Source organism: Xanthomonas sp. CFBP 8445 (assembly GCF_025666235.1).
Lineage (GTDB): Bacteria > Pseudomonadota > Gammaproteobacteria > Xanthomonadales > Xanthomonadaceae > Xanthomonas_A > Xanthomonas_A indica.
Map to the genome: position 1 here is coordinate 1624037 of NZ_CP102594.1, position 25229 is coordinate 1649265.

A 25229-nucleotide genomic window follows, 5' to 3' on the forward strand; every position below is an offset into this window, starting at 1 on the left:
TCATCCCGAAACGCCATGGTTTTCAATAGGATCGGCTACGACAGAATTCCGATGTTAGTGAACCGATTTTGAAACGTTCGTAGACAAATCATCACCCTGTCACGAGTCCTGCGGTCATGCGGCGCGACAGCAGCGGATCAGCCCGCAACACGCGGGCCGCGCGCGCCGAACAGGGCGGTGCCGACCCGCACCATGGTAGCGCCGGCGGCGATGGCGTCGGCGAAGTCGCCGCTCATGCCCATCGACAAGGTGTCCACGTGCGGATGCGCGGCGCGCAGTCGCGCGAACAGGGCGTGCATGCGCGCGAACGCGTCGATGCGGCGTGCGGCCTCGGGCCAGGGCGCGGGAATGGCCATCAGCCCGCGCAGGGCCAGCGCCGGCTGCGCGACGATGGCCGCGGCCAGGGCGTCCACGGCGTCGGGCTGGCAGCCATGCTTGCTGGCCTCGTCGTCGATGTTGACCTGGATCAGCACGTTCAGCGGCGCGCGCGCGGAAGCACGGCCCTTGGCCAGGGCGGCGACCAGCTTCGGCCGGTCCACGGTCTGCACCCAGTCGAACAGCGTCGCCGCCAGCTCGGCCTTGTTCGACTGCAGGTGGCCGATCAGATGCCATTCCAGTCCGGCCTCGGCCAGCGCGGCGATCTTGGCCGCCGCTTCCTGCACGTAGTTCTCGCCGAAGGCGTGCTGCCCCTGTGCGGCCAGCGCCGCCACGGCCTCGGCCGGCTGGGTCTTGGACACCGCCAGCAACTGCGCGTGCGGCCGCCCTGCGGCGTCGGCGGCGCGGTCCATGTCCAGGCGGATCTGTTGCAGCGGCGAGAGGGGCACAGGCGGCGTTCCGGCAAAGGGAAGGGCGCTATACTGCCGGCCGGGGAATCATCCTTCCAGTCGCAGCCCAAGGGGAAAAGCAGCGTATGGATATCGCTGAACTATTGGCGTTCTCGGTCAAGAACAAGGCGTCCGACCTGCATCTGTCCGCGGGCCTGCCGCCGATGATCCGGGTCGATGGCGACGTCCGCCGCATCAACATCCCGGCGCTGGACCACAAGCAGGTGCACGCGCTTGTCTACGACATCATGTCCGACAAGCAGCGCCGCGACTACGAGGAATTCCTCGAAGTCGACTTCTCCTTCGAGATTCCCAGCCTGGCGCGCTTCCGCGTCAACGCGTTCAACCAGAATCGCGGCGCCGGCGCGGTGTTCCGCACCATTCCCTCGGAAGTGCTGACCCTGGAAGACCTGGGCTGTCCGCCGATCTTCCGCCAGCTGATCGACCAGCCGCAGGGCCTGATCCTGGTCACCGGGCCGACCGGTTCGGGCAAGTCGACCACGCTCGCCGGCATGATCGACTACATCAACAAGAACGAGTACGGCCACATCCTCACCGTCGAGGATCCGATCGAATTCGTGCACACCTCGCAGAAGTGCCTGATCAACCAGCGCGAGGTGCACCGCGACACCCACGGCTTCAACGAGGCGCTGCGCTCGGCGCTGCGCGAAGACCCGGACATCATCCTGGTCGGCGAGTTGCGCGACCTGGAAACCATTCGCCTGGCGCTGACCGCGGCGGAAACCGGCCACCTGGTGTTCGGCACCCTGCACACCAGCTCGGCGGCCAAGACCATCGACCGCATCATCGACGTGTTCCCCGCCGGCGAGAAGCCGATGGTGCGCTCGATGCTGTCCGAATCGCTGCGTGCGGTGATCTCGCAGGCGCTGCTGAAGAAGGTCGGCGGCGGCCGCACCGCGGCCTGGGAGATCATGGTCGGCACCCCCGCCATCCGCAACCTGATCCGCGAGGACAAGGTGGCGCAGATGTACTCGGCGATCCAGACCGGCCAGCAGAGCGGCATGCAGACCCTGGACCAGCACCTGCAGGATCTGGTCAAGCGCAGCCTGATCACCCGCAACCAGGCCCGCGAGTACGCCAAGGACAAGCGGTTGTTCGAGTAGCGGGGATTGGGGATTCGGGATTGGGGATTCGCACAAGCGAGTCTCTCCGATCCCAGGATGCCCGCCGTTACCAATCCCCACTCCCGACTCCCCACTCCCGGCTCCGAAGGAGCACGCCATGAGCACCATCGACTTCACCTCCTTCCTGAAACTGATGGCGCACCAGAAGGCGTCGGACCTGTTCATCACCTCGGGCATGCCGCCGGCGATCAAGGTCCACGGCAAGATCACCCCGATCACGCAGACGCCGCTGACCCCGCAGCAGAGCCGCGACCTGGTGCTGAACGTGATGACGCCGGCGCAGCGCGAGGAGTTCGAGAAGACCCACGAGTGCAACTTCGCCATCGGCGTGTCCGGGGTCGGGCGCTTCCGCGTCAGCTGCTTCTACCAGCGCAACCAGGTCGGCATGGTGCTGCGCCGGATCGAGACGCGCATTCCCAGCGTGGACGAGCTGAACCTGCCGCCGGTGATCAAGACCCTGGCGATGACCAAGCGCGGCATCATCATCTTCGTCGGCGCCACCGGCACCGGCAAGTCGACTTCGCTGGCGGCGATGATCGGCTACCGCAACCAGAATTCCACCGGGCACATCATCACCATCGAGGACCCGATCGAGTTCGTGCACAAGCACGAGGGCTGCATCATCACCCAGCGCGAGGTCGGCATCGACACCGACAGCTGGGAGAACGCGCTGAAGAACACCCTGCGCCAGGCGCCGGACGTGATCATGATCGGCGAGGTGCGCACCCGCGAGGGCATGGATCACGCCATCTCCTTCGCCGAGACCGGCCACCTGGTGCTGTGCACCCTGCACGCCAACAACGCCAACCAGGCGATGGACCGGGTCATCAACTTCTTCCCCGAAGACCGCCGCAGCCAGTTGCTGATGGACCTGTCGCTGAACCTGCGCGGGGTGGTCGCGCAGCAGCTGATCCCGACCCCGGACGGCAAGGGCCGCCGCGTGGCCATGGAGATCATGCTCGGCACGCCGTTGGTGCAGGACTACATCCGCGAGGGCGAGATCCACAAGCTCAAGGACGTGATGAAGGAGTCCACCAACCTGGGCATGAAGACCTTCGACCAGAGCCTGTTCGAGCTGTACCAGGCCGGCGAGATCAGCTACGAGGATGCGCTGCGCCACGCCGATTCGCAGAACGAGGTGCGCCTGCGCATCAAGCTGGCCCAGGGCGGCGACGCACGCACCCTGGCGCAGGGCCTGGACGGGGTCGAGATCGCCGAGGTGCGCTGAGTCCGTCTTGCAAGCGCAAGGCCGGGCGCTCGATGCGATGGCGGGCAACCCACGTCGCAGTGGCGATCTACAGGTGGTGCACGGGTGTCGTGTTGTCAGTCAGGCGTTCGCCGGAAGTCCAGCGCGGACGCTTCAGCCGAAGGGAGAGAAGCCGCGATGAACGACGCGCCTGAAGTGCTCTGGTCGATCCAGCCGCACGCCGGCTACTACATCAATTCGGTGGCGGTATCCGACGATGGCAACGTCATCGTCGCCGGCACCTTTTTCCACCAGTACGGCGGCCTGTCGCAGATTCCCGGGCTCGAGGCGGTGCCGGTCGAGCAACGCAAGATCTTCGAACGCATCGCGCCCGCGGCGACGCGCAGCGACGTGTGCGACGACCAGCAGGGGTGCTTCGGCACCTATGCCTGGGACCGGGCCGGCAACCGCCTGCTGACGAAGGAATTCGAAGGCTGGCAGGGCGTGTACTGGGTCGACGTGGCGGCGAACGGCGGCGCCGTGGCGAGTTGCGGCTGGAAGAGCCAGGCGCCGTATGCGGGCTTCGTCAGCGCCTGGGCGATCCCCGGTGGCGACGAACTGCTGTCCTTTGCGCTCCCGGTCCGCGGCAACATGGTGTCGCTGGACGCCTGCGGACGGACCTTGCTGGCCGGCGCCGACCAGGGCTATCTGTTCTACCGCGATGGCGACGCGGCCTTCTCCGCCCCGCCTGCGTGCATCGCGCTGACCGCGGGTGGGACCGGTGACAGCGCCGACAGCGTCGTCGCCACCGGCATCGCCGCCGACGGCACGACCGGGCTGGTGGCCAGCGCGCAGGGCGAGATCATCCTGTTCTCGATCGCATCGGGACAACCGGTGACGCCGACGCGCTGGCAGTTGCCCAAGCAGGCGCGCGTGCATGCCGCGGCGCTGTCCGGCGATGGGCGCCGGGCCTACGTCGGTGCCAGCGACGGCACGCTGTACGCCTTCGACGTGGTGGCGTTCCAGCAAAACCCCGCGCCGGTCTGGACCGCATCGGTGCCCGAGGGCGCCACGACCATCTACGGGGTGGCCTGCGATCGCGCCGGCGACAAGGTCGCGATCGCCGGCAACCTCACGGGCGGTGGCATCGTCGCCGTGTACGCCGACGCCGGCACCGCCGCGACGCTGCGGTGGACCGCGCACAGCGCGCACTCGCCCAACGACCTGGCGTTCGACCCGGGCGGCCAGTGGCTGGGGTTGGCCGATGGGCATCCCGACGGCACGCCCGGCACGTTCACCGTCTGGAGTGCGGTCGACGGTGCGCTGCAGTGGTCCTATGGCACGGCCAACATGAGCTGGCCGATCCGTTTGAACAGCGATGCCACGGTGGTGGTGGGCGGCAGCGACGACAGCACGGTCACTGCCTTCGTCGGCCCCGGTTCGGCCATCGGCCGCGGCCGCTCGGAGGCGGATGGATGACAGGCTGGGACGCCGAGGCGTCGTTCCCTGGGCGTGTCGCGGCGCTGCGCCGTCCCGGCGCGCTGCTGGTGCTGTCGGCGGTGCTGGTGGTGGCGTGGCTGGCGGTCTTCGAGTTGGCGCGGGTCCTGGACTATCAACTGCACGCCAGCCTGTGGTTCCCGCCGGTGGCAGTGACGCTGGCCACGTTCATGGTGCTGGGCTGGCGCGGCGCGCCGGCGATCGCCATCGCCTGCGTGCTGGCCACGCTGCTCAGCTTCTATCGCACCAGCGGCCACGCTGGCGTCCCTGGTCGGGCGGTGCTGGGGTATGCGCTGCTGTTCACCGCGCAACAGTTCGGCATCTGGGGCGGGCTGGCCTGGCTGCTGCGCCGGGTCGGCCAGGGCGTGTCCTCGAGCAGCCTGCCACGTGTGGTCACCTGCTTCATCCTCGGGGGCGGCGTGGCGGCGCTGCTGTCGGCCGTGCTGGGCGGCGCGGGACTGGCGGTCACCGGCGCCCTCGACCTGCCGAGCATGCTGGCGCAGCTGATCCCGTGGGCCATCGGCGACTACGCCGGCCTGCTGGCGCTCGGCCCGCTGGCGATCGTGGCGGTGCTGCGTCTGGCCGAGCGGCTGCAGATCACGCCGCAGCCGGGGATTCCGCGCCTGTCGGGAATGATCGCGCCGGCTGGCAGCGTCTCGGCCTATCTGATCAAGCTCGCGCTGCTGCTTGGCGTCACCCTGGCGGTGATGTCGTTGGCGGCGGCATTGCCGAAACAGCCGGCGGTGGTGTTCGCGCTGTTCGTGGTGGTGGTGATCCAGTTGTGGATCGTGCATACCCACGGGATGCTGCAGGCGCTGGTGGCGATCGCCGCCTTCAGCCTGTTGATCGCCCTGGCCACGCCATTGCTGCGGCTCCAGGCGCAGGCGCTGGCGCTGCAGTTCGCCATGATCAGCCTGGCGGCCAACAGCTACTTCGGCCTGGCCGTGCCCGGGCTCTACGCCGACAACACCCGGTTGCGCCGTGCGCTGGTGCGCGATCCGGTGACCGCAGCGCTGTCGCGGACGGGATTCCTGGAGCAGGTGCTCAACGACCTGCACGTGGCCGCACAGGATCCGCGTCCGCTGGCGCTGATCGTCGCCGACATGGACAACCTCAAGGCGATCAACGACCAGTTCGGGCATGCCGCCGGCGACGCCGCCTTGCGCGCCTTCGTCAAGCGCTGCCGGCACTGCCTGCGCCCGGGCCAGTTGCTGGGGCGTCGAGGGGGCGACGAATTCGCGCTGTACCTGCCGCTGACCACGCCGGAGCGGGCGCGCGCCCTGATCGACACGTTGCGCGCCTCGCTTGCCACGCCCGGCGAGGACGACGGCTTCGCGACCGGGCTGTCGGCCAGCTTCGGCCTGGCCCTGTGCCATCGGCGGGATCTGGACGCGGAGGCGCTGGAGGAATTGCTCGAAACCGCCGATGCGGCGATGTATGCGGACAAGCGGCGGCACCGTGCCGTGGCAGTTCGCTGATGATTCCCTTCTCCCATTGGGAGAAGGTGCCCCGAAGGGGCGGATGAGGGGTCGGTCAGCCAGGAATGCCACACATGCCGCCGCGGAACGCTTCACCGCCTGGACCTGGGCATGGCTGGCGATCGCCGGGCCGGTGGCGCTGCTGGTGATGATCTCGATGGTGAGGGCGGTGACCGTCGGCCTGACTATCGACGTCGATCTGCCGCAGCAATAGGCCTCCGAAGCCAGGCGCAATCGGGGAGGCCGCAGATCGGCATGCGGCTGCCGACGCGTCGCGGGGACGATCCGCTGGAGACTTCAAAGTTTCATGTGCAACCACTCCCTGCCTGGTGTCTAATACCGCCCCCCACGCCGTGCCCCCTCCCGTGAGCCTTCCCGATTCCGATCTGCGTCCGGACCTGGACCCGTTGCCCGACGACGGCACCGTCGTCACCGCCGGACCGCTGACCCCGCCGCCGGATTCGGCCGGTACCGTGCAGGATGCGCGCACGCTACGCCACAGCGTGGCCGAGGACGTGCAGGGCATGCTGCTGGCGACCCTGGTGGCCTCGCTGGGGCTGGCGGTGTTCGCCCATGGCGGCTTGATGATCGGCGGGATGGCCGGCGTGGCGTTCCTGCTGCACTACGCGCTGGGCTGGAACTTCGGGTTGATGTTCGTGCTGGTCAACCTGCCGTTCTACTGGCTGGCGGTGCGGCGCATGGGCTGGGAATTCACCCTGAAGACCTTCGTCGCGGTCGCCGCCTGCGGCCTGCTGACCGACCTGCTGCCGCGCTGGGCGCAGTGGGCGACGATGACGCCGCTGTTCTCGGCGCTGGTCGGCGGCGCGCTGGTCGGGCTCGGCATCCTGTTCTTCATCCGCCACCGCGCCAGCCTGGGCGGCGTCGGCATCCTCGCGGTCTACCTGCAGCGCAGCCGCGGCTGGAGCGCGGGCAAGGTGCAGATGGGCTTCGACGCGGCGCTGATGGCGGTGGCGTTCTGGTTGCTGGCGCCGCAACAGGTGCTGTACTCGGCGATCGGCGCGGTGGTGCTGAGCCTGGTGCTGATGTTCAACCACCGCGCCGGGCGCTACATGGGCGTGTGAGATCCGCTGCCGGTCGCCTGTGTGCGCTCGGGAACGCCTGTCACGGCCGAAGCCATTCGTGCGGGATAAGGGCGTCGGCGTATCCGACAGCACTGCCGCAAACTCCCGTGACGCGAAACGTCCCTCAGTCGTCGCCGTCGCTGTCGTCATCGCCGCGCGCCGGGCACGGCGTCGGCACGCCCAGCCGTTGCGCCAGGCGCCGCGCGTCGAACGGCGCATGCACCTTCATGTCGTTGTCGAAATAGCAGTACACGTTGCGCCGCGCCCGCGCCGGCGCGCGCGGGCCGACCCGCTGCGCGTCGGCAGGCTCGCTGCCCCGGTGCCAGGCGTCGATGCGCCTGGCCCAGGCGTCGAGCGCCTTGTCGTCGTAGCCACTGGCGTACAGCTGCGCATCGCCGTGCAGGCGCAGGTACAAAAAGTCGGCGGTCACGTCTTCCAGGTACGGCCACTTGCCGGCGGTGTCGGCCTGTACCAGGGCCACCCGGTGCTGGCGCAGCAAGGCCACCGCCTCCGGCGTGGCGAAGCTGGGGTGGCGCACCTCCAGCGCATAGCGCAGGCGCCGGTTGCGGTCGATCTGCAGCAGGCTGCGATCGCGCATGCGCGCGCTGTCGTGCTTGCGCGCCAGCGCCAGGGCGGCCTCGCTGGTGCGCGGCAGCAGCGAGAGAAAGGCGTCCAGCAGGTCGTGGTCGAAGGCCAGCGACGGCGGCAACTGCCACAGCAGCGGCCCCAGCTTCGGTCCCAGCGCGAGCAGCCCGGAGGCGAAGAAGTTGGCCAGCGGCTGCTCGCAGTCGCGCAGCCGCTTCAGATGGGTGACGAAGCGCGGCCCCTTGACCGCGAACACGAAGCCGCGTGGCGTGGCGTCATGCCAGGCGGCGTAGCTCTTCGGGGTCTGCAGCGAATAGAACGAGCCGTTGAGTTCCACCGTGCGGAAGCAATGCGCGGCGTACTCCAGCTCCCGCCGCTGGGTCAGCTCGGACGGGTAGAAGACGCCGCGCCAGCGGGGGTAGCGCCAGCCGGAAATGCCGATGCGCAAAGCCATGCGCCGACCATGCCGGCGGCCTCGTGCAGCGCCCGTGCAGGCGGCGGCAAGGCGGTGTCGTGCCGGGCCTCGCGCAGCGGGCTTCAGCCAGCGCGCATCCATGGCGGATCCAGCTGCGCGATGCGCACGAACGCCGGGCAGTCCTCGCGGTGCGCGCCGGGCAGGTAGCCCAGGCTCATCAGGAACTCGCCGGTGATCTCGCCGCCGGTGAAGCGGAAGGTGCGCTTGAACAGCTTGATCCACTCGGCCTTGCTGCGCGGGTGCTGCGCGTCCAGCCAAGCGGCGAAGCTGCCGTGGCTGGCGCGCAGGCGCTGGATCACCTGCGCGTTGTGGATCGCCGCCTGCACCTTGAGCCGGTTGCGGATGATGCCGGCGTCGCCGAGCAGGCGCAGCACGTCGGCCTCGCCGAAGGCCGCCACCGTGTCCACGTCGAACCCGGCGTAGGCGGCGCGGAACCCTGCACGTTTCTTCAGCATCAGCTCCCAGCTCAGCCCGGCCTGGTTGATCTCCAGCACCAGCCGCTCGAACAGGTCGGCGTCGGCGCGTTGCGGCACGCCGTACTCGTGGTCGTGATAGTGGCCATGCACCGGGTGCCCGGGGGCGATATCGCAATAGCTGCTCATGCGGCGGGTGTCCGTCAGTCGGTCTGGTCGTTGGGGTCGGCGGCGTACACCTCGGTCCGCCGGGTTCCCGGCAGCTGCAGGTCGGGCCAGCGCCGCGGCAGCAACTGCAGCTTGCCGTCGCGCAGCGCCTGGTACAGCGCCTCGGCGTTGTCGCCGCGACGGGGGAAGAAGTGCGTGCGCGCCACGTCGCGCCAGCCGCTGCCCACGTCGGTGTGGATGCGGCATTCGACGCCGTAGCCGACGCTGGCATTGCACAGCAGCACGTCATCATGGCCATCGCCGTCCAGGTCGCGGCGCAGGACCACGCACTGCGCGCCCTCGCGCCGGCAGTTGGCGTCCTCGATGCGCCCGGCCAGCAACGCCTGCCACCAGGCGGCGTCGGGATCGGCGCTGGCGGCGGCCAGCGCGATGCGCTGGCGTACCTGCAGCGGATCGGTGCTGCGTGGCGCATCGTTGGTGTCGCCACCCCAGCGCTGCTGCCGCTGCAGCATGCGTTGCAGGCGTTCGCGCTGCACCGGGTCGTCGGCGAAGGCGGGCACCTCGCGCAGGGCCTGTACCGCACGGTAGCCGCGGCGGCCGCTGTCGAAGCGCAGGTAGGCCAGGTCCAGTTGCGCCGCGCTGGTGCGGCCGTCGGCCAGGCGCTGCACCTGGTCGCCGACGACGATTCGGTAGGGGTCCAGCAACGGCGAGCTGGCCGCCAGCGCCAGGCCGATCACCACCCACGACAGCGCTCGGTTCACCGGCGCCAGCGGCTGCAGCCAGCGCGCGCCCGGCCGCAGCACCGCCCAGGCATAGCCGCATGCGTAGCCGCAGGCGACCACCGCGACCAGCACGCCGGCAAAGCGTTCGGCGCTCCAGCCGTACTGATCGATGCGCAGCCACAGCGCGTACAGTGCCAGCCCGGCGTACAGCGGCAGGCTCAGCAGCCCGGCGTCGATCACCCGTTGCAGCCAGGCCGGGTAGGGTGCCTCGGCGGTGCCGTCCTGGTACACCGCGTTGACGAAGACCACCAGCGTGACCACCACCGCGATCAGGATGCTGGCCGCCGCGCGGGTCTCCCACAGCGGCTGCAGGCCGGTGAACGGCAGGCTCAGGGCGAACAGCACCGCCACGAACGCCAGCAGCGGCAGCAGCCCGGTGCAGATCGCGAACAGGATCTGCCGCATCACCTGCACCGCGCGCTGCTGGGTGCGGCCGATCAGCAGGCCCAGGCCGAACATGGTGCCGGTGGCCAGGTAGACGAAGGCGGTCTGCCGGAACAGGTCGCGGAACAGGGTCAGCTTGACCAGCGCGAACAGCGCGCCCCACAGCCACAGCACCAGCCAGCAGATGCCGACGAACAGCAGCGCCAGCGCCAGGGTCAGCGCGTTCTGCCAGGCATGCTCGAACAGGTCGCGGTACGGCGCCTGCCAGCGCCCGTGCTGCAGCCGGCATTGCAGCCACGGCAGCAGCACGAACATCGCCAGCGCCACGGTCGCGCCGAACGGGCCCAGCACCTCGCTGGCGCGCAGGCCGGGGGCGCCGGTGGCGTTCCAGACGGCCCAGGCGGACAGGGCGGCCACCAGCACCGCCACCGCGATGGTGTGCTGCCACAGGCGCAGCGCGCCCAGGTGCCGCACCGACAGCAGGGTCATGGTCGGCACGGTCAGCACCAGGGTGTACCAGCACACCCGTCCGCCCAGCGAGCCGAACGGCCACAGACCGCTCTCGGCGCCGCGCTGCGCCAGGTACAGCAGTGCGCCCTGCAGCAGGGCCACCAGCACGATGAAGGCGCGGGTCTGGCGTGGCAGGTCGGGGGGCGTGTCCATGCGTGCGTGCTCCTGGGCGGCCGGTCGGGGCCGCGATCGGGCGGATTATGGCAGCCCGCCGCAGCACGGGCAGCGCGCACCCGGGAGGGACGATAGAATGGGGCCATGTGCGCTTTGCCCACGCCTCTGGCCAACCAACTGCTGATCGCGCTGCCGGCGCTGTCCGATCCCAACTTCGCCCGCAGCGTGGCGCTGATCTGCCAGCACGACGAGAACGGCGCGATGGGCGTGGTGGTCAACCGCGCCTCCGAATACACGCTGGGCGAAGTGCTGGAGCAGATGGGCATCGAGACCATCGATGCCGCGCTGCGCGAGCAGGTGGTGCTCAGCGGCGGGCCAGTGCATCCGGAGCGCGGCTTCGTCATCCACGACGGCGCGCACGGTTGGGATTCCAGCCTGGCGTTCGGCGACGGCCTGTTCCTGACCACCTCGCGCGACGTGCTCGAGGCGATGGCGCGTGGCGAGGGGCCGCGCAACGCGGTGGTCGCGCTGGGCTGCGCCGGCTGGGGCGCCGGCCAACTGGAATACGAACTGGGCGAGAACAGTTGGCTGACCGCCCCCGCCGATGCCGAGTTGCTGTTCGAGCTGCCGCTGGAGCGACGCTGGCAGACCGCCGCCGGACGCATCGGCGTGGACCTGTTTCGCCTGACCGACTACAGCGGGCATGCCTGAGTCCGGCCTGCCTGAGGCTGGCGCGCCCGCGCCCGCCAGCGCCGCGCCTGCGACGATCCGCCGCGACGGCACCGTGCTCGGCTTCGATGTCGGCCACCGCCGCATCGGCGTGGCCGTGGGCAGCCCGTTCGGCACCGGCGCGCGCGCGCTGGCGGTGATCGACGTGCACGCGCAGGGGCCGGACTGGCCGGCGCTGGACCGCCTGCACGCCGAATGGCGGCCGCACGGCCTGGTGGTCGGCGATCCGCTCACCCTCGACGGTGCCGACCAGCCCAACCGCAAGCGCGCGCATGCCTTCGCCCGCGAGCTCGGCGCGCGCTACCGCCTGCCGGTGGTGCTGGTCGACGAACGCTCCAGCTCGGTCGAGGCCGCGCAACGCTTCGCGGTGGACCGTGCCGCCGGCCGCAAACGCCGCCGCGATGCCGCCACGCTGGACGCGGTGGCCGCCGCGGTGATCGTCGAGCGCTGGCTGGCCGCGCCCGACGACGCCATTCCCCTTTCCTGATCCCCAGCCCGGACCCGCCATGACTGATCCGCAACTCGATTCGAACGGGCGCCTGCGCCACCTGCTGACTCTGGAAGGATTGCCGCGCGCGACCCTGCTGCAATTGCTGGACCGCGCCGGGCAGATCCGCGACGCGGCGGTGGGCCGGGTCGGCAAGCGCAGCGTGCTGGCCGGCACCGCGGTGTGCACGCTGTTCTTCGAACCGTCCACGCGCACCCGCAGCTCGTTCCACCTGGCCGCGCAGCGGCTCGGCGCCGACGTGCTGAACTTCGATGCCTCCACCTCGTCCACGCGCAAGGGCGAGACCGCGCGCGACACGCTGAAGAACCTGGAAGCGATGGGCGTGCGCGGCTTCATCGTGCGCCATCCGGAGGACGGCGCGGTGGAGCGCCTGGCCGAAGCCGCGGGCGAGGGCACCGCGCTGATCAACGCCGGCGACGGCCGCAGCGCGCATCCCACCCAGGGCCTGCTCGACATGCTGACCCTGCGCCACGCCAAGGGCGGCGATTTCTCCAAGCTCAAGCTGGTCATCGTCGGCGACGTCAAGCACTCGCGGGTGGCGCGCTCGGACCTGCACGCGCTGCGTACCCTCGGCGCCGGCGAAGTGCGGGTGTGCGGCCCGCGCGCGCTGCTGCCGGACGACGGCACCCTGGACGGCTGCGTGGTCGGCGACGACTTCGACGCCATGCTCGACGGCGTGGACGCGGTGATGATGCTGCGCCTGCAGCGCGAGCGCATGGAGGAAGGCCTGGTGACCTCGCTGGAGGATTACCACGTCCAGTACGGCCTCACCGCCGAGCGCCTGCGCCGCGCGTCCAAGGACGCGGTGGTGCTGCACCCGGGGCCGATCAACCGCGGCGTGGAGATCACCGACGAGGTCGCCGACGGCGCGCAGTCGTGCATCCTGCGCCAGGTCGCCAACGGCGTGGCGGTGCGCATGGCGGTGCTGGAGACCTTGCTGGGCTGAGCCTGGCAAGTGTCTCCCTGCTGTCGTAGGAGCGGCTTCAGCCGCGACAGGCATTCCCGGTAAAGCCCGTCGCGGCTGAAGCCGCTCCTCCCCCGTTTTGCCAGATATCCGCTGCCGCAGATGGCGATCGGCACATCCGCGCCCTCCCGATTCGGCCTACCATCGGCGGCGATCCTCCCCACGGACGCCACCATGATCCCTGTTCTGCGCCGCGCTGCGTTCGCCGCGGCCTGCCTCCCGCTTGCCGCCGCCGCCCAGGCCGGCACCGCCACCGCCACCAACGCCGCGGACCGCCCGGGCGCCTACGATCCGCAGGCGCTGTTCGCACCGCTGCAACTGCCGCAGCCGGCCAACGCCTACCGCAGCGGCGGCGGCGTGCCCGGCCCGCAGTACTGGCAGAACCGCGCCGACTACGACCTGCACGCCACCCTGGAGCCGGCCACGCACACGCTGCGCGGCCAGGAGACCATCACCTACAGCAACCGCAGCCCGGACACCCTGGACGTGCTGTGGCTGCAGTTGGACCAGAACCTGTACCGCGCCGATGCGCGCGCCCGCACCTTGCGCGCCGCGCGTGCCGACCGGCCCGCGCCGCAGAGCACGGAGGGCTACCGCATCGCCAAGGTGGAACTGGAGCAGGGCGGCAAGCGCGTGCCGGCGACCTTCCTGATCGACGACACGCGCATGCGCGTGGACCTGCCGCAGCCGCTGGCCAGCGGCAAGGCGCTCAAGCTGCACATCGACTACGCCTATACCGTCCCCGGCACCTGGGGCGGGCGCACCGCGGTCACGCCCACCGCCGACGGCGACATCTACGAGGTCGCGCAGTGGTATCCGCGCATGGCGGTGTACGACGACCTGCGCGGCTGGGACACCCAGCCCTACCTGGGGGCGGAGTTCTACCTGGAGTACGGCGATTTCGACTATGCGGTGACGGTGCCGTGGAACTACCTGGTCGCCGGTTCCGGCGAACTGGTGAATCCGGCGCAGGTGCTCACCGCCACCCAGCGCCAGCGCCTGGCGCAGGCGGCTGCCAGCGACAAGACGGTGACCATCCGCGGCGCCGATGAAGTGGGCAAGCCGGACAGCCGGCCCAGCGCCAGCGGCACCCAGACCTGGCGCTTCCACATGGACCACACCCGCGACGTGGCTTTCGCCGCTTCGCCGGCCTTCGTCTGGGATGCGGCGCGGATCAACTTGCCCGAGGGCAAGCATGCGCTGGCGATGTCGGTGTATCCGCGCAGCGCGGTCGGCACCGACAAGTGGGGCCGCTCCACCGAGTTCGTGAAAGCGTCGATCGAACACTTCTCGCAGTGGTATCCGTACCCGTGGCCGGCGGCGGTGAACCTGGGCGGCCACGGCGCCGGCATGGAGTATCCGGGCATCGTCTTCGACGACATGGAGGACGGCGGCAAGCAACTGTTCTGGATCACCGCGCACGAGTTGGGCCACGGCTGGTTTCCGATGATCGTCGGCTCCAACGAGCGCCGCCATGCCTTCATGGACGAGGGCTTCAACACCTTCATCGACGTCTACGCCTCCGACGCGATCAACCACGGCGAATTCGCGCCCAAGCGCGACGGCGAATACGCACCCGGCGGCGGCAACCCGGTGGACGAGATCCTGCCGCTGCTGGCCGACGCGCAGGCGCCGACCCTGCTCGATCGCGCCGATGCCACCAGCGAGACCTACCGGCATCCGCTGACCTACTTCAAGGGCGCGCTGGGCCTGGTGCTGCTGCGCGAACAGATCCTCGGCCCGGCGCGCTTCGATCCGGCGTTCCGCAAGTACATCGCCACCTGGGCCTACAAGCATCCGACGCCGTCGGATTTCTTCCGGCTGATGGAGAGCGAGGCCGGCGAGGACCTGAGCTGGTGGTGGCGCGGCTGGTACGTCAACAACTGGCAGCTGGACATGGGCGTGCGCACGGCCGGCTATGTCGACCACGACCCGGCCAAGGGCCTGTTGGTGACCCTGCGCAGCCGCCAGAAGCTGGTGATGCCGGCGACCTTGCGCATCGACTTCGCCGACGGCAGCCACCTGGACCAGCGCGTGCCGGTGGAGACCTGGATGCAGCAGACCCAGCCGCAGATCCGCGTGCCGAGCACGAAGAAGGTGCTGCACGTGACCCTGGATCCGGATCACGTGCTGCCCGATGCCGACCGCAGCGACAACCGCCTCGATACGGTGAGCTGATCGCGCCGCGGCCATTCGCGCCGTCGTCGGTGTCGGATGGCCGCGCAAACGTGCTGCGGCCGCAACATCTGCCGTTGCGCGCCGCCAGTGCGCGCTTGTCCCGATGCAGTGCACCGGCGTCGCTGGCGATGCGTGCGATGTGCGTGCGTTCGCCGGCATTGCCGGCTGCCTGCACGCCACGCGGCGCGCGTGTAGACGGCCTGTCCCGGCCTGTCGCTGGCTGTCTCCCGCGGACCGTGCGTGTCCGCTTGTCCTGTCCCGTGCAGCGAACGGAGGGTGGGATTCCAGTTCGGTGCCGCGGCGATTGCGTGGGCCGCCGCGCGCATTCCAAGAATGCGTCGGCCCCCACGCCCCTGTGCCGGCGCATGCGCGATGCCATGCGTCCTGCACTCATCGCGACAACTGGGAGACACCGCATGCAGCAGCAATTCCGAACAGGCGCACTGGCGCTCGCGTTGGCCGTAGGCGCCACTCCGGCCTTCGCCGGCCCGATCGGTTACGGGGCCAATACCACCGGCGGCGGCAATGCCATCCCGGTCAACGTCGCCACGATGGAGGCGATGCAGGCAGCCATCGACAACTACGCCGGCTCGGGCGGCCTGGTGCTCAACTACACCGGCAGCTTCAACTACGCCAGCATCACCGACGTGTGCACGCAATGGAAACTGCCGGCCAAGACCGTGCAGATCAAGAACAAGCGCGACATCACCATCAAGGGCGCCAACGGGTCCTCGGCCAACTTCGGCCTGCGCGTGGTCGGCAACGCGCACAACGTCATCATCCGCAACATGACCATCGGCCTGCTGCCGGGCGGCGAGGATGCCGATTCGATTTCCCTGGAAGGCAATTCCAGCGGCCAGCCGTCCAATATCTGGGTGGACCACAACACCATCTTCGCCTCGCTGACCAAGTGCCCCGGCGCCGGCGACGCCTCCTTCGACGGCGGCATCGACATGAAGAAGGGCGTCAACCACGTCACCGTGTCGTACAACTACATCCACGACTACCAGAAGGTCGCGCTCAACGGCTACAGCGACAGCGACACCCAGAACGCCGCCGCGCGCACCACCTACCACCACAACCGCTTCGAGAACGTGGAATCGCGCCTGCCGCTGCAACGGCGCGGGTTGAGCCACATCTACAACAATTACTTCAACAACGTCTTCACCTCCGGCATCAACGTGCGCATGGGCGGGGTGGCGCTGATCGAAGCCAACTACTTCGAGAACATCAAGAACCCGGTCACCTCGCGCGACAGCAGCGAGATCGGCTACTGGGACCTGATCAACAACTACGTGGGCGGCGGCATCACCTGGACGGTGCCGCAGAGCACCAGCAAGCCCTACGCCAACGCGACGACCTGGATCTCGTCCAAGACCTTTCCGGAACCGCTGGGCTATCTATACACGGCCATCCCCGCCGCGCAGGTCAAGGCCAAGGTCATCGCCACCGCCGGTGCCGGCACCAATCTGGCCGAGTGAAACGCACGGCCTCCGCGCGCCGCGGCGCGGAGGCCGTCCTTGCGCGTGTCATAAAATTGTCACACGATGTGTGCCGTTTGCGGCATTTCAGGAATTTGGCAGAACGCCCCCCGTTGGTGCGCGGCGGAGCTGGTTTCGCACCCTAGGGGTGCCAGTCTTACCGTTGTTTCACGCAGAATTGACGCGATCCGGCGGTTTTCAGTGCCCGCGTGCACGGGCATGCACATCGGGGTCACGATGCTGAGGGAGTTCAAGAAGTATGCACAGTTGCGCATCAAGAATTGCGCGCGGCGGCCGCTACCTAAAGCGAGTCCCCGCACGTGACATTCCCGATGCGGCCGTGCTGGAAGTGGCCTTGTCTTCTTCTCCGTCGCATCGCATCAGGCCTTCCGCCTGGCAGTGTCTTGCGCGATCCCAGGTCGTGACGCGGGGGCTCCACCCCTTTCTCACTTGGTACTCCCCATGATCGGTTTCCTGCAACGCTACAACGTCGGGACGCGGCTTGCCTGCGCCTTCGGTGTCCTCATCCTGCTGTCCTGCGCCCTGGTCGTCGCCGGCCTGCTGACGTTGAAACAGTCACGCGACATGATGGACACCATCGTCAATCGGCGCATGCAGATCCTCGATTACACCGCCGAGATGCGCAACGCCAGCTCGCTGATCGCGATCAACCTGCGCAACATCGTGCTGCCGACCACGCACGAGGAGAACGAGGGTTTCGCCAAGGTCGTCGACGAGCAGCGACGTTACTACGGCGAGATCCACGACAAGCTCTACGCGATCCCCAATACCAGCCCGGTCGGCGTGCAGATGCGCAAGGCGATCGACGATGCCTATGCGCGGACGCGGGTCGCCAACCAGGAGGTGCTGGACCTGGGCATACAGGACAGGGACGCCGACGCGCTGAAGGTGTTGATGGCCCAGGCCGCGCCGGCTACCCAGCAATGGCAGGATGCGCTCAACGTCTATGCGAACCGGCAGCGCGAGCAGGGCGCCCAGGCGTATGCGAGCGCCGAAGCGGCCATGGACCGCGGCCGTGCCCTATTGCTCTCCGGCGGCGCCATCGTGGTGATCGTCAGCGGCCTGTTGGCCTGGCTGATCACCCGTAGTCTCACCGTGCCGCTGACCCGTGCCACCCGCGTCGCCGAGGCCATCGCCAATGGCAAGCTGGACAACGACGTGCACACCGACGCGCGCGACGAGACCGGGCGCCTGCTGGTCGCGATGCAGGGCATGCAGCAGCAGGTCAGCAACCTGATCGGCGCGCAGTTGGAGATGGCCAAGCGCCATGATGCCGGCGAGGTCAGTCATCGCATCGAAGCGCAGGCCTTCCCCGGTGACTACGGGCGCATGGCGGCCGAGACCAATGCGTTGGTGGCCTCGCACCTGGCGGTGAAGACGCGCCTGGCGCAGATCATGGGCCGCTATGCGATCGGCGACCTGTCGCAGGACATGGACCGCCTGCCCGGCGAGGAAGCCGTGCTGAGCCAGACCATGGACGAGGTCAAGGCCAACCTGTCGGCGATGAACGGGCAGATCAAGCAACTGGCGACCTGCGCTGCCGACGGCGACTTCAGCGCACGCGGCGATGCCGAGCGTTTCCAGTACGACTTCCGGGTGATGGTGGACAGCCTGAACCAGCTGATGGCCACTGCCGACGGCAACCTGCAGGCGCTGTCGACGCTGCTGCAGTCGATCGCCGCGGGCGACCTGACCGCGCGCATGCACGGCGATTTCCGCGGCGTGTTCGCGCAGATGCGCGACGACGCCAACGCCACCGCCGAACAACTGGCCGGCATCGTCGGCCGCATCAAGCATTCGGCGGTGTCGATCAACGCCGCGGCCACCGAGATCGCCGCCGGCAACGACGACCTGTCGCGGCGCACCGAGCAGCAGGCGGCCAGCCTGGAAGAAACCGCCGCCTCGATGGAGGAGTTGACCTCCACCGTCCGCCAGAACGCCGAGCATGCGCGCCAGGCCAACCAGCTCGCCGCCGGCGCCGCCGCTGTGGCCTCGCAGGGCGGCACGGTGGTCGGCCAGGTGGTGAGCACCATGGATGGCATCGAGGCGGCCTCCAAGAAGATCGCCGACATCATCGGCGTCATCGACGGCATCGCCTTCCAGACCAACATCCTCGCGCTCAACGCCGCGGTGGAGGCCGCGCGTGCCGGCGACCAGGGCCGTGGTTTCGCGGTGGTCGCCAGCGAGGTGCGTACGCTGGCGCAGCGCTCGGCCAGCGCCGCCAAGGAGATCAAGAGCCTGATCGACGACTCGGTCAGTCGCGTCGCCGAAGGCTCGGCCCTGGTCGACCAGGCCGGCAAGACCATGGACGAGATCGTGAGCTCGGTGCAGCGCGTCACCGACATCATGGGCGAGATCTCCGCGGCCTCGCAGGAACAGTCGGCCGGCATCGAGCAGGTCAACCAGACCGTGACGCAGATGGACGAGAGCACGCAGCAGAACGCGGCGTTGGTGGAAGAGGCCAGTGCGGCGGCGCGCTCGATGGAGCAGCAGGCGGTGGAACTGAGCCAGGCGGTGGCGCTGTTCAAGCTGGACACCTCGACGGCCACGCCGGTGGCGCAGGCGCCGCGGCACCTCGCCACCGCGCCGGCTGCCGGCAAGCCCAGCGCTCGCCCGGTGGCGGCCACGCCCGCGCCGGTGCGGCGCGCGGCGCAGCCGGCTGCGGCGGTGGCGCTGGACACGGATTGGCAGGAGTTCTGAGCACAGGGGCGTGCGGCGGGCGGGGCGCGCAACGCGCGCCGCCCGCGCTGTCGAAGGCCGGCACGGCAGCCTGCTGCTGCCGGTGATGCATCCAGTCGCTCCGGACGCCTGCTGCTGCGTTCACGAAGTCGTGCCTGTCAGCGTCGTGGCCCGATCCAGGCGTAGCCCATGCCGCCGAGCGTGCGCAATGCGCCGCTCTTGGCGCTGCTTCGTCTCGCGCGCGCGTCCCAATGTGGACGCGCCGTCATGCTGCTTCACGTCCACGATCGCCGCTGTGTGGCCAGCGCGTCGCGTTGAGGGTGACGCCCCCATTGAAATGCCTCGAGGCGGCTGCCGCTCCGCCTCGACGATTGCGCTGACACCACCATGTGACTGCGATCGCATTCGTCGCCCGGCGCAACGCGCTGCGAGATCCCTGTGCAGCGGAGTAATCGGAGAATTTTTCCTCGTGGTCGATTGCGCCGTAAGCAAGCCCCATGCCGGCGATTGCAACACAACGTGCACGCGTTCTTCACGCAAAAACGCCGATTCGGGCGAGGCGTCAATGGGCTTTCCACACCCTTGTGATGTGCCTGAGGGCGTTCAATAAATTGTCCGCAATCGCCCCTCAAGTCCCTTCGCCGGGAGCCGTTACTTCGCCCGCACATTGAGCGGGATGCGGCATCAAGCGTCTGATTCAAAACGCTTTTTCACGATTTGTTCATCCTGTTTCGATGCCGGCGCGCGCAACGGCCATTGGCCGGCGTGCGTGGTCCGGGGCGCCCACTGCCCCTCATTCCCCCAAACAGGTCATTTCATGATTGCATTCCTTCAGCGCTACAACGTCGGCGCCCGGCTCGCCACCGCGTTCGGCCTCCTCATCCTGCTGTCCTCGGCGCTGGTCGTCGCCGGGCTGTTCACCCTGTTCCAGGCGCGCGAGCGGCTGGATGGCATCGTCAACCGCAACATCGCCGCGATCCGCGCCTCCAACGAGATGCTCAACGCCAGTTCGGCCGTGGCCATCAATGTCCGCAACATCGTGCTGCCGACCTCTCAGGAGGACAACATCCGCTTCGCCAAGGTCGTCACCGAGCAGCGCGCGCGCTATCAGGAAGCGCGCAAGCGGGCGGGTGCCATTCCCAGCGGTGCGCAGAGCCAGGCCGTGCTGGCGGAGGTCGATCGCGCCCGCGCGCAGACCGTGGACGTCAACAACCGCGTCATCGATCTGGGCATGCATTACAAGCCGGATGAGGCACTGGCCCTGCTGATGGGCGAGTCCGCGCCGCTGACGCAGAAGTGGCAGGACGCCATCGCCCGCTATGCCGATCTGCAGGCTGCCCGCAGCAACGAGGCCTATGCGGCCGCGACGGCGGCGATGGCGCGTGGGCGCGCCATGCTCATCGCCGGCGGCCTGGCGGTGGTGCTGGTCAGCAGCGTGCTGGCCTGGCTGATTACCCGCAGCCTGACCGTGCCGCTCAACCGCGCCACCCGTGCCGCCGAGGCCATCGCCGACGGCCGGCTGGACAACGACGTGGCCACCGAGGCGCGCGACGAACCCGGTCGCCTGTTGCAGGCGATGGGCGGCATGCAGACCCAGTTGCAGCGTTTCTCCAGCGAAACCGCCTTGATGATCGAACTGCATGCCGACAAGGACATCAGTCACCGCATGCCGCAGGATTTCCCGGGCGTGTACGGCGAGCTGAGCAAGGGCATCAACACCATGATGTTCGAGCACCTGGACGCCATCGTCGATGCCATCGGCGTGCTCAACGAATACGCCAACGGCGACCTGCGCCGCGATGCGCGCCGCCTGCCGGGCAGTCGTGCGGTGTTGCACGAATCGATGGACGCGGCCAAGGCCAGCCTGCTGGCGATCAACACCGAGATCAAGCGCCTGGCCGCGGCGGCCGCGGCCGGCGACTTCAGCGCCCGCGGCGATGCGGTGCACTTCCAGCACGACTTCCGGCTGATGGTGCAGGACCTCAATGCGATGATGGAGGTGAGCGACCGCAACCTGGGCAAGCTCTCGGCGTTGCTGCAGGCCATCGCCGCCGGCGACCTGACTGCGCGCATGCACGGCGAGTTCCACGGCGTGTTCGCGCGGATGCGCGACGACGCCAATGCCACCGCCGACCAGTTGACCGGCATCGTCGGCCGCATCCAGACCGCCGCGGTCAGCATCAATGCCGCGGCCAGCGAGATCGCCACCGGCAACGACGACCTGTCGCGTCGCACCGAGCAGCAGGCCGCCAGCCTGGAAGAAACCGCCGCGTCGATGGAAGAACTGACCTCCACCGTGAAGCAGAACGCCGAACACGCGCGCCAGGCCAACCAACTCGCCAGTGGCGCGGCATCGGTCGCTTCGCAGGGCGGCGCGGTGGTCGGTCAGGTGGTCGAGACCATGAGCGGCATCGAAGCCTCCTCCAAGAAGATCGCCGACATCATCGGCGTGATCGACGGCATCGCGTTCCAGACCAATATCCTGGCGCTCAACGCGGCTGTCGAAGCGGCGCGTGCCGGCGAGCAGGGTCGCGGCTTCGCGGTGGTCGCCAGCGAAGTGCGCACGCTGGCGCAGCGTTCGGCCAACGCCGCCAAGGAGATCAAGACGCTGATCGACGATTCGGTGACCCGCGTCGCCGAAGGCTCGGCGCTGGTCGACAAGGCCGGCAGCACCATGCAGGAGATCGTGGCCTCGGTGCAGCGCGTCACCGACATCATGGGCGAGATTTCCGCCGCCTCGCAGGAGCAGTCGGCCGGCATCGAGCAGGTCAACCAGACCGTCACGCAGATGGACGAAAGCACCCAGCAGAATGCGGCGCTGGTGGAAGAAGCCACGGCGGCAGCGCGCTCGATGGAGCAGCAATCGGTGGAGCTGACCCAGGCGGTGGCGTTGTTCAAGCTGGAGGGCGCGCATGCCGCAACGCCGTCGCCAGCACCGTCGCCGTCGCGCGCCAGGCATGTTGCGCCGACCGCCACGCGCAGCCCGCGCCCGCTGGCTGCGGCCGCGCCGGCGCGGCGCGCGCCGGCGTTCGCGGCGGCGGTGGCGCTGGACCAGGATTGGCAGGAGTTCTGAGCCAGCGCGGTCCGTGCGCCGGACGGCTCGCGTGCGGCCGCCTTTCTCGGAAGGCGGCCGCTTGCGTTTGCCAGGCGCCTCCTAGCGTGCGCGATGGAGCGCCGGATGCGAGGCAGGCAGGCGGCGGAGCGGTGGGCCGGGTGCGGAGACGTGCGGTGCGAAGCACCACATTGCCCCAGGGATTCTTCCTTGGGCAGGGCAGGCGGGACGATGCAACCTGCGAAGGCCATGCACTCACCGAGGCGCGGTGGCGACCGCTCCTCATCGAGCGACCGGAACCATCAGCGCCAGCCGCCAATCGTGCCGCGGCCGCAGGGTGCGGCCGCGGCACGCGCTCGGCGCTTACTGCGGCGGCTTGGTCTGCGGCGTCTTGATGACGTACGAAGTGATGTACTCGCCGTTGGAGCCGTAGACCACCACGATGGTGGTGGTGGCGTCGCGGTAGACCACGGTGGCGTTGCACGGGCAGCTCGCCGCGGCGGTGACCATGCCCAGCGGCTGGTTCTTCGCGTCGTTGACCGCGATCATCTGCTCCTCGGCGGCGCTGCCGATCGGCAGCCGTGCCTCGGTGCCCGGGGTGGCGCTGAGCACGGTGATGACCTCGTCCTGCAACGAGTTGATCTGCACGAAGCGCAGGCCGGCCTTCTCGAACGTGTAGACCTTGAACAACGGCGACAGGCTGACGTTCTTCTTGCCGATGGGCAGGCGTTCGCCCATGCCCTGGATGGCATCGGCGGCGTTGAGCGGCGCCCGCTCGGCGGCCCTCAGGCCTGGAACGGCCAGCGTGGCCGCCAGCATCGTCAGGGTGAGCAGCGGTTTGATCATGGTGTCTCTCCTTGTCTGGATGTACGGACCTGTACGCCATGGGACGAGCGGCAGCCGTGGTCCTTGCCGGCCGGAGCGCCCGCAACGGGCCGTCTCCCGGTCCGTCGTCGCCTGCCGTCCCTTCGCTCCGTGTTCGCGCGCTCATCGGCAGGTACGGAGAAAGGAGATCTGGCTGGCGTCGAGTTCAGTATTTCTGACGTTAGTATCGCTGTCAACACGCAAAATCAACGAGATGCGGGAAATCCACGGTGGGAGTGGTTGTTTGGTATTTCCGCACTTCGTGCGGTCGCGGCGGTGGCGCTGCGTGGTCGGGGCAGGCAGCAAGCCAGGGCGGTCATCGCCGGCGCCCGGCGGGTGGTGTCCAGCGGCGGCCGCGTGCGCGGATCCGCGCTGCGTTGCAGCAGCCATCCCGCTGCTGCGGGCCGATCCGCGGCCGCAAGCGGCCAAACGCGTGCGCAGCCGCACGTCGTCGCCCTCAGCCTGTATCGTGTCGCGTTTTCCGCACCCGACCGAGCCGATGCCGCATTCGTCCGCGCCTGTCCCGCCCGCCGCCGCACCCGCCTTGCGCCACGCGCTGAAACCGCGGCAACTGATCATGATGGGATTGGGCAGCGCGATCGGCGCCGGCCTGTTCCTGGGCTCCGGCGTCGGCGTGCGCGCGGCGGGGCCGGCGGTGCTGATTTCCTACCTGGTCGCCGGCGCGCTGGTGATCATCGTGATGAACGCGCTGGGCGAGATGGCCGCGGCCAAGCCGGCCAGCGGCGCGTTCTCGGTGTACGCCGCCGACGCGATGGGGCCGACCGCCGGCGCCACGGTGGGCTGGCTGTGGTGGCTGCAATTGGTGATCGTGATCGCCGCCGAGGCGGTGGGCGCGGCCGGCCTGCTGGCCACGGTGTGGCCGGGCTTGCCGGTGCCGCTGGCCGCGATCGCGTTCATGGCCGCGTTCACCGCGATCAACCTGCTGGGCGTGCGCAACTTCGGCGAGTTCGAATTCTGGTTCGCCATCCTCAAGGTGGCGGCGATCGTCGGCTTCATCCTGGTCGGCATCGCCTTGCTGGCCGGCTGGCTGCCAGGCGTGGCCTCGCCGGGCCTGTCCAACGTCACCGGCAACGGCGGCTTCGCGCCGAAGGGGCTGGCCGGCATCGGTGCCGCGCTGCTGGTGGTGGTGTTCGCCTTCGGCGGCACCGAGATCGTGGCGGTGGCCGCGGCCGAGACCGCCGACCCGGAGCGCAGCATCGCCCGCGCCATCCGCACGGTCGCCTGGCGCATCCTGGTGTTCTACATCGGCTCGCTGAGCGTGATCATCGCGGTGGTGCCGTGGCAGAGCCAGGCGCTGAGCTCGCCGTTCGCTGCGGTGCTGCAGGTGGCCAGGATCCCCGGCGCCGCCACCGCCATCACCCTGATCGCGGTGATCGCGTTGCTGTCGGCGCTCAACGCCAATCTGTACGGCGCCTCGCGGATGATCTTCTCGCTGGCCCAGCGCGGCGAAGCGCCGCGCGCGCTGGCCGCGTCCAGCCGGCAGCAGGTGCCGTGGCTGGCGGTGCTGGCCAGCGTGTTGTTCGGTTTCGTCGCCGCGGTGCTGGAGTTGCTGTATCCCAACCGGGTGTTGCCGGTGCTGCTGAACATCGTCGGCGCCACCTGCCTGCTGGTGTGGACGATCTCGCTGCTGTCGCAGCTGATCCTGCGCGCGCGCGCCGACCGCGCCGGCACCCGCCTGCCGTTCCGCATGCGCGGCTATCCGGTGCTCACCGTGCTGGCGCTGGCGATCCTGGCGCTGATCTTCGGCCTGCTGGTGGCCTCGCCGGACACCCGCACGCAGTTCCTGTCGATGGCGGCGCTGACCGCGGTCATCGCCCTGGTCAGCGGCGTGGCGCGGCGGTTGCGCGCGGGGTAGGGCGGCGCGTTGCATCGGTGTGTCGCACCGTTGTGGGAGGGACTTCAGTCCCGACGGGGGCGATGGCCGATGGCGTCGCGCGCGTCGCGACTGACGTCGTTTCCACAGGGGGCTTCGCCCGCGTCATGTGTGCTGCCGTAGCAGCGGCGCCTGTTGCCTTTCATGGAGCAACCGCAGCAGGTGTCCGCGGTAAGGCCTGTCGCGGCTGAAGCCGCTCCTACAGTGGAATTCTGC

General features: G+C 69.1%; 19 protein-coding genes. 14 read left to right on the top strand and 5 right to left on the bottom strand.

What is annotated here, in order from left to right:
- Nucleotides 1–137 precede the first annotated feature (137 nt).
- Nucleotides 138–788, bottom strand: coding sequence for a YggS family pyridoxal phosphate-dependent enzyme (locus NUG21_RS06785; protein WP_263393047.1), 651 nt, complete (start codon nt 786–788; stop codon nt 138–140).
- A 122-nt stretch (nt 789–910) separates the two neighbouring features.
- Between NUG21_RS06785 and NUG21_RS06790 the strand changes: the two genes are divergently transcribed.
- The 6 genes from NUG21_RS06790 to NUG21_RS06815 all read left to right on the top strand — a co-directional run bounded on the left by NUG21_RS06790 (nt 911) and on the right by NUG21_RS06815 (nt 7212).
- Nucleotides 911–1948, top strand: a complete 1038-nt coding sequence (locus NUG21_RS06790; RefSeq protein ID WP_160946406.1) for a type IV pilus twitching motility protein PilT — start codon at nt 911–913, stop codon at nt 1946–1948.
- A gap of 118 nt (nt 1949–2066) precedes the next feature.
- Nucleotides 2067–3197, top strand: coding sequence for a PilT/PilU family type 4a pilus ATPase (locus NUG21_RS06795; RefSeq protein WP_160946405.1), 1131 nt, complete (start codon nt 2067–2069; stop codon nt 3195–3197).
- Nucleotides 3198–3353: 156 nt separating this feature from the next.
- Nucleotides 3354–4634, top strand: a complete 1281-nt coding sequence (locus tag NUG21_RS06800) for a WD40 repeat domain-containing protein (RefSeq protein WP_263392644.1) — start codon at nt 3354–3356, stop codon at nt 4632–4634.
- Nucleotides 4631–6130, top strand: a complete 1500-nt coding sequence (locus NUG21_RS06805) for a GGDEF domain-containing protein (protein WP_263392645.1) — start codon at nt 4631–4633, stop codon at nt 6128–6130. The genes NUG21_RS06800 and NUG21_RS06805 overlap by 4 nt, the downstream gene beginning before the upstream one ends.
- A gap of 43 nt (nt 6131–6173) precedes the next feature.
- Nucleotides 6174–6344, top strand: a complete 171-nt coding sequence (locus NUG21_RS06810; protein WP_263392646.1) for a hypothetical protein — start codon at nt 6174–6176, stop codon at nt 6342–6344.
- A 151-nt stretch (nt 6345–6495) separates the two neighbouring features.
- Nucleotides 6496–7212, top strand: a complete 717-nt coding sequence (locus tag NUG21_RS06815) for a YitT family protein (protein ID WP_263392647.1) — start codon at nt 6496–6498, stop codon at nt 7210–7212.
- A gap of 124 nt (nt 7213–7336) precedes the next feature.
- On the opposite strand, the gene NUG21_RS06820 is transcribed toward NUG21_RS06815, so the two are convergent.
- The 3 genes from NUG21_RS06820 to NUG21_RS06830 all read right to left on the bottom strand — a co-directional run bounded on the left by NUG21_RS06820 (nt 7337) and on the right by NUG21_RS06830 (nt 10682).
- Complete coding sequence (locus NUG21_RS06820; RefSeq protein WP_263392648.1) at nt 7337–8251, bottom strand: DUF72 domain-containing protein; 915 nt, start codon at nt 8249–8251, stop codon at nt 7337–7339.
- An 83-nt stretch (nt 8252–8334) separates the two neighbouring features.
- Nucleotides 8335–8874, bottom strand: a complete 540-nt coding sequence (locus NUG21_RS06825; RefSeq protein WP_160946400.1) for a DNA-3-methyladenine glycosylase I — start codon at nt 8872–8874, stop codon at nt 8335–8337.
- Nucleotides 8875–8888: 14 nt separating this feature from the next.
- The gene (locus NUG21_RS06830; protein ID WP_263392649.1) at nt 8889–10682 is read right to left on the bottom strand and encodes a DUF4153 domain-containing protein; all 1794 of its coding nucleotides are present in this window, start codon (nt 10680–10682) and stop codon (nt 8889–8891) included.
- A 105-nt stretch (nt 10683–10787) separates the two neighbouring features.
- Here NUG21_RS06830 and NUG21_RS06835 point away from each other — a divergent pair, with 105 nt between their 5' ends.
- From NUG21_RS06835 to NUG21_RS06865, 7 genes are all read left to right on the top strand, one after another.
- A complete protein-coding gene (locus NUG21_RS06835; RefSeq protein ID WP_263392650.1) occupies nt 10788–11354 on the top strand; it encodes a YqgE/AlgH family protein in 567 nt (188 codons plus the stop codon).
- A 7-nt stretch (nt 11355–11361) separates the two neighbouring features.
- Complete coding sequence (ruvX, locus tag NUG21_RS06840; RefSeq protein ID WP_263393048.1) at nt 11362–11859, top strand: Holliday junction resolvase RuvX; 498 nt, start codon at nt 11362–11364, stop codon at nt 11857–11859.
- A 19-nt stretch (nt 11860–11878) separates the two neighbouring features.
- The gene (locus NUG21_RS06845; RefSeq protein WP_263392651.1) at nt 11879–12826 is read left to right on the top strand and encodes an aspartate carbamoyltransferase catalytic subunit; all 948 of its coding nucleotides are present in this window, start codon (nt 11879–11881) and stop codon (nt 12824–12826) included.
- Nucleotides 12827–13018: 192 nt separating this feature from the next.
- A complete protein-coding gene (locus NUG21_RS06850; protein WP_263392652.1) occupies nt 13019–15022 on the top strand; it encodes a M1 family metallopeptidase in 2004 nt (667 codons plus the stop codon).
- A 416-nt stretch (nt 15023–15438) separates the two neighbouring features.
- Entirely contained in the window at nt 15439–16503 is a 1065-nt protein-coding gene (locus NUG21_RS06855) for a pectate lyase family protein (protein WP_263392653.1), read from the top strand.
- 462 nt (nt 16504–16965) lie between these two features.
- On the top strand, nt 16966–19224 hold the full coding sequence (locus NUG21_RS06860) for a methyl-accepting chemotaxis protein (protein ID WP_263392654.1): 2259 nt from the start codon (nt 16966–16968) through the stop codon (nt 19222–19224).
- Nucleotides 19225–20020: 796 nt separating this feature from the next.
- Complete coding sequence (locus NUG21_RS06865) at nt 20021–22276, top strand: methyl-accepting chemotaxis protein (RefSeq protein WP_263392655.1); 2256 nt, start codon at nt 20021–20023, stop codon at nt 22274–22276.
- A 342-nt stretch (nt 22277–22618) separates the two neighbouring features.
- On the opposite strand, the gene NUG21_RS06870 is transcribed toward NUG21_RS06865, so the two are convergent.
- Entirely contained in the window at nt 22619–23101 is a 483-nt protein-coding gene (locus tag NUG21_RS06870) for a hypothetical protein (protein WP_160946392.1), read from the bottom strand.
- 517 nt (nt 23102–23618) lie between these two features.
- Here NUG21_RS06870 and NUG21_RS06875 point away from each other — a divergent pair.
- Nucleotides 23619–24995 carry an amino acid permease gene (locus NUG21_RS06875; protein ID WP_263392656.1) on the top strand — a complete coding sequence of 459 codons (1377 nt, stop codon included), beginning with the start codon at nt 23619–23621 and terminating at the stop codon, nt 24993–24995.
- Nucleotides 24996–25229: the final 234 nt, after the last annotated feature.

Coding starts and splice junctions, on each gene's coding strand:
- NUG21_RS06825 (WP_160946400.1), bottom strand. CDS start 8,874: ATGAGCAGCTATTGCGATATCGCCCCCGGGCACCCGGTGCATGGCCAC.
- NUG21_RS06855 (WP_263392653.1), top strand. CDS start 15,439: ATGCAGCAGCAATTCCGAACAGGCGCACTGGCGCTCGCGTTGGCCGTA.
- NUG21_RS06790 (WP_160946406.1), top strand. CDS start 911: ATGGATATCGCTGAACTATTGGCGTTCTCGGTCAAGAACAAGGCGTCC.
- NUG21_RS06835 (WP_263392650.1), top strand. CDS start 10,788: ATGTGCGCTTTGCCCACGCCTCTGGCCAACCAACTGCTGATCGCGCTG.
- NUG21_RS06870 (WP_160946392.1), bottom strand. CDS start 23,101: ATGATCAAACCGCTGCTCACCCTGACGATGCTGGCGGCCACGCTGGCC.
- NUG21_RS06785 (WP_263393047.1), bottom strand. CDS start 788: ATGGACCGCGCCGCCGACGCCGCAGGGCGGCCGCACGCGCAGTTGCTG.
- NUG21_RS06860 (WP_263392654.1), top strand. CDS start 16,966: ATGATCGGTTTCCTGCAACGCTACAACGTCGGGACGCGGCTTGCCTGC.
- NUG21_RS06805 (WP_263392645.1), top strand. CDS start 4,631: ATGACAGGCTGGGACGCCGAGGCGTCGTTCCCTGGGCGTGTCGCGGCG.
- NUG21_RS06850 (WP_263392652.1), top strand. CDS start 13,019: ATGATCCCTGTTCTGCGCCGCGCTGCGTTCGCCGCGGCCTGCCTCCCG.
- NUG21_RS06845 (WP_263392651.1), top strand. CDS start 11,879: ATGACTGATCCGCAACTCGATTCGAACGGGCGCCTGCGCCACCTGCTG.
- NUG21_RS06830 (WP_263392649.1), bottom strand. CDS start 10,682: ATGGACACGCCCCCCGACCTGCCACGCCAGACCCGCGCCTTCATCGTG.
- NUG21_RS06865 (WP_263392655.1), top strand. CDS start 20,021: ATGATTGCATTCCTTCAGCGCTACAACGTCGGCGCCCGGCTCGCCACC.
- NUG21_RS06800 (WP_263392644.1), top strand. CDS start 3,354: ATGAACGACGCGCCTGAAGTGCTCTGGTCGATCCAGCCGCACGCCGGC.
- NUG21_RS06810 (WP_263392646.1), top strand. CDS start 6,174: ATGAGGGGTCGGTCAGCCAGGAATGCCACACATGCCGCCGCGGAACGC.
- NUG21_RS06875 (WP_263392656.1), top strand. CDS start 23,619: ATGCCGCATTCGTCCGCGCCTGTCCCGCCCGCCGCCGCACCCGCCTTG.
- NUG21_RS06795 (WP_160946405.1), top strand. CDS start 2,067: ATGAGCACCATCGACTTCACCTCCTTCCTGAAACTGATGGCGCACCAG.
- NUG21_RS06820 (WP_263392648.1), bottom strand. CDS start 8,251: ATGGCTTTGCGCATCGGCATTTCCGGCTGGCGCTACCCCCGCTGGCGC.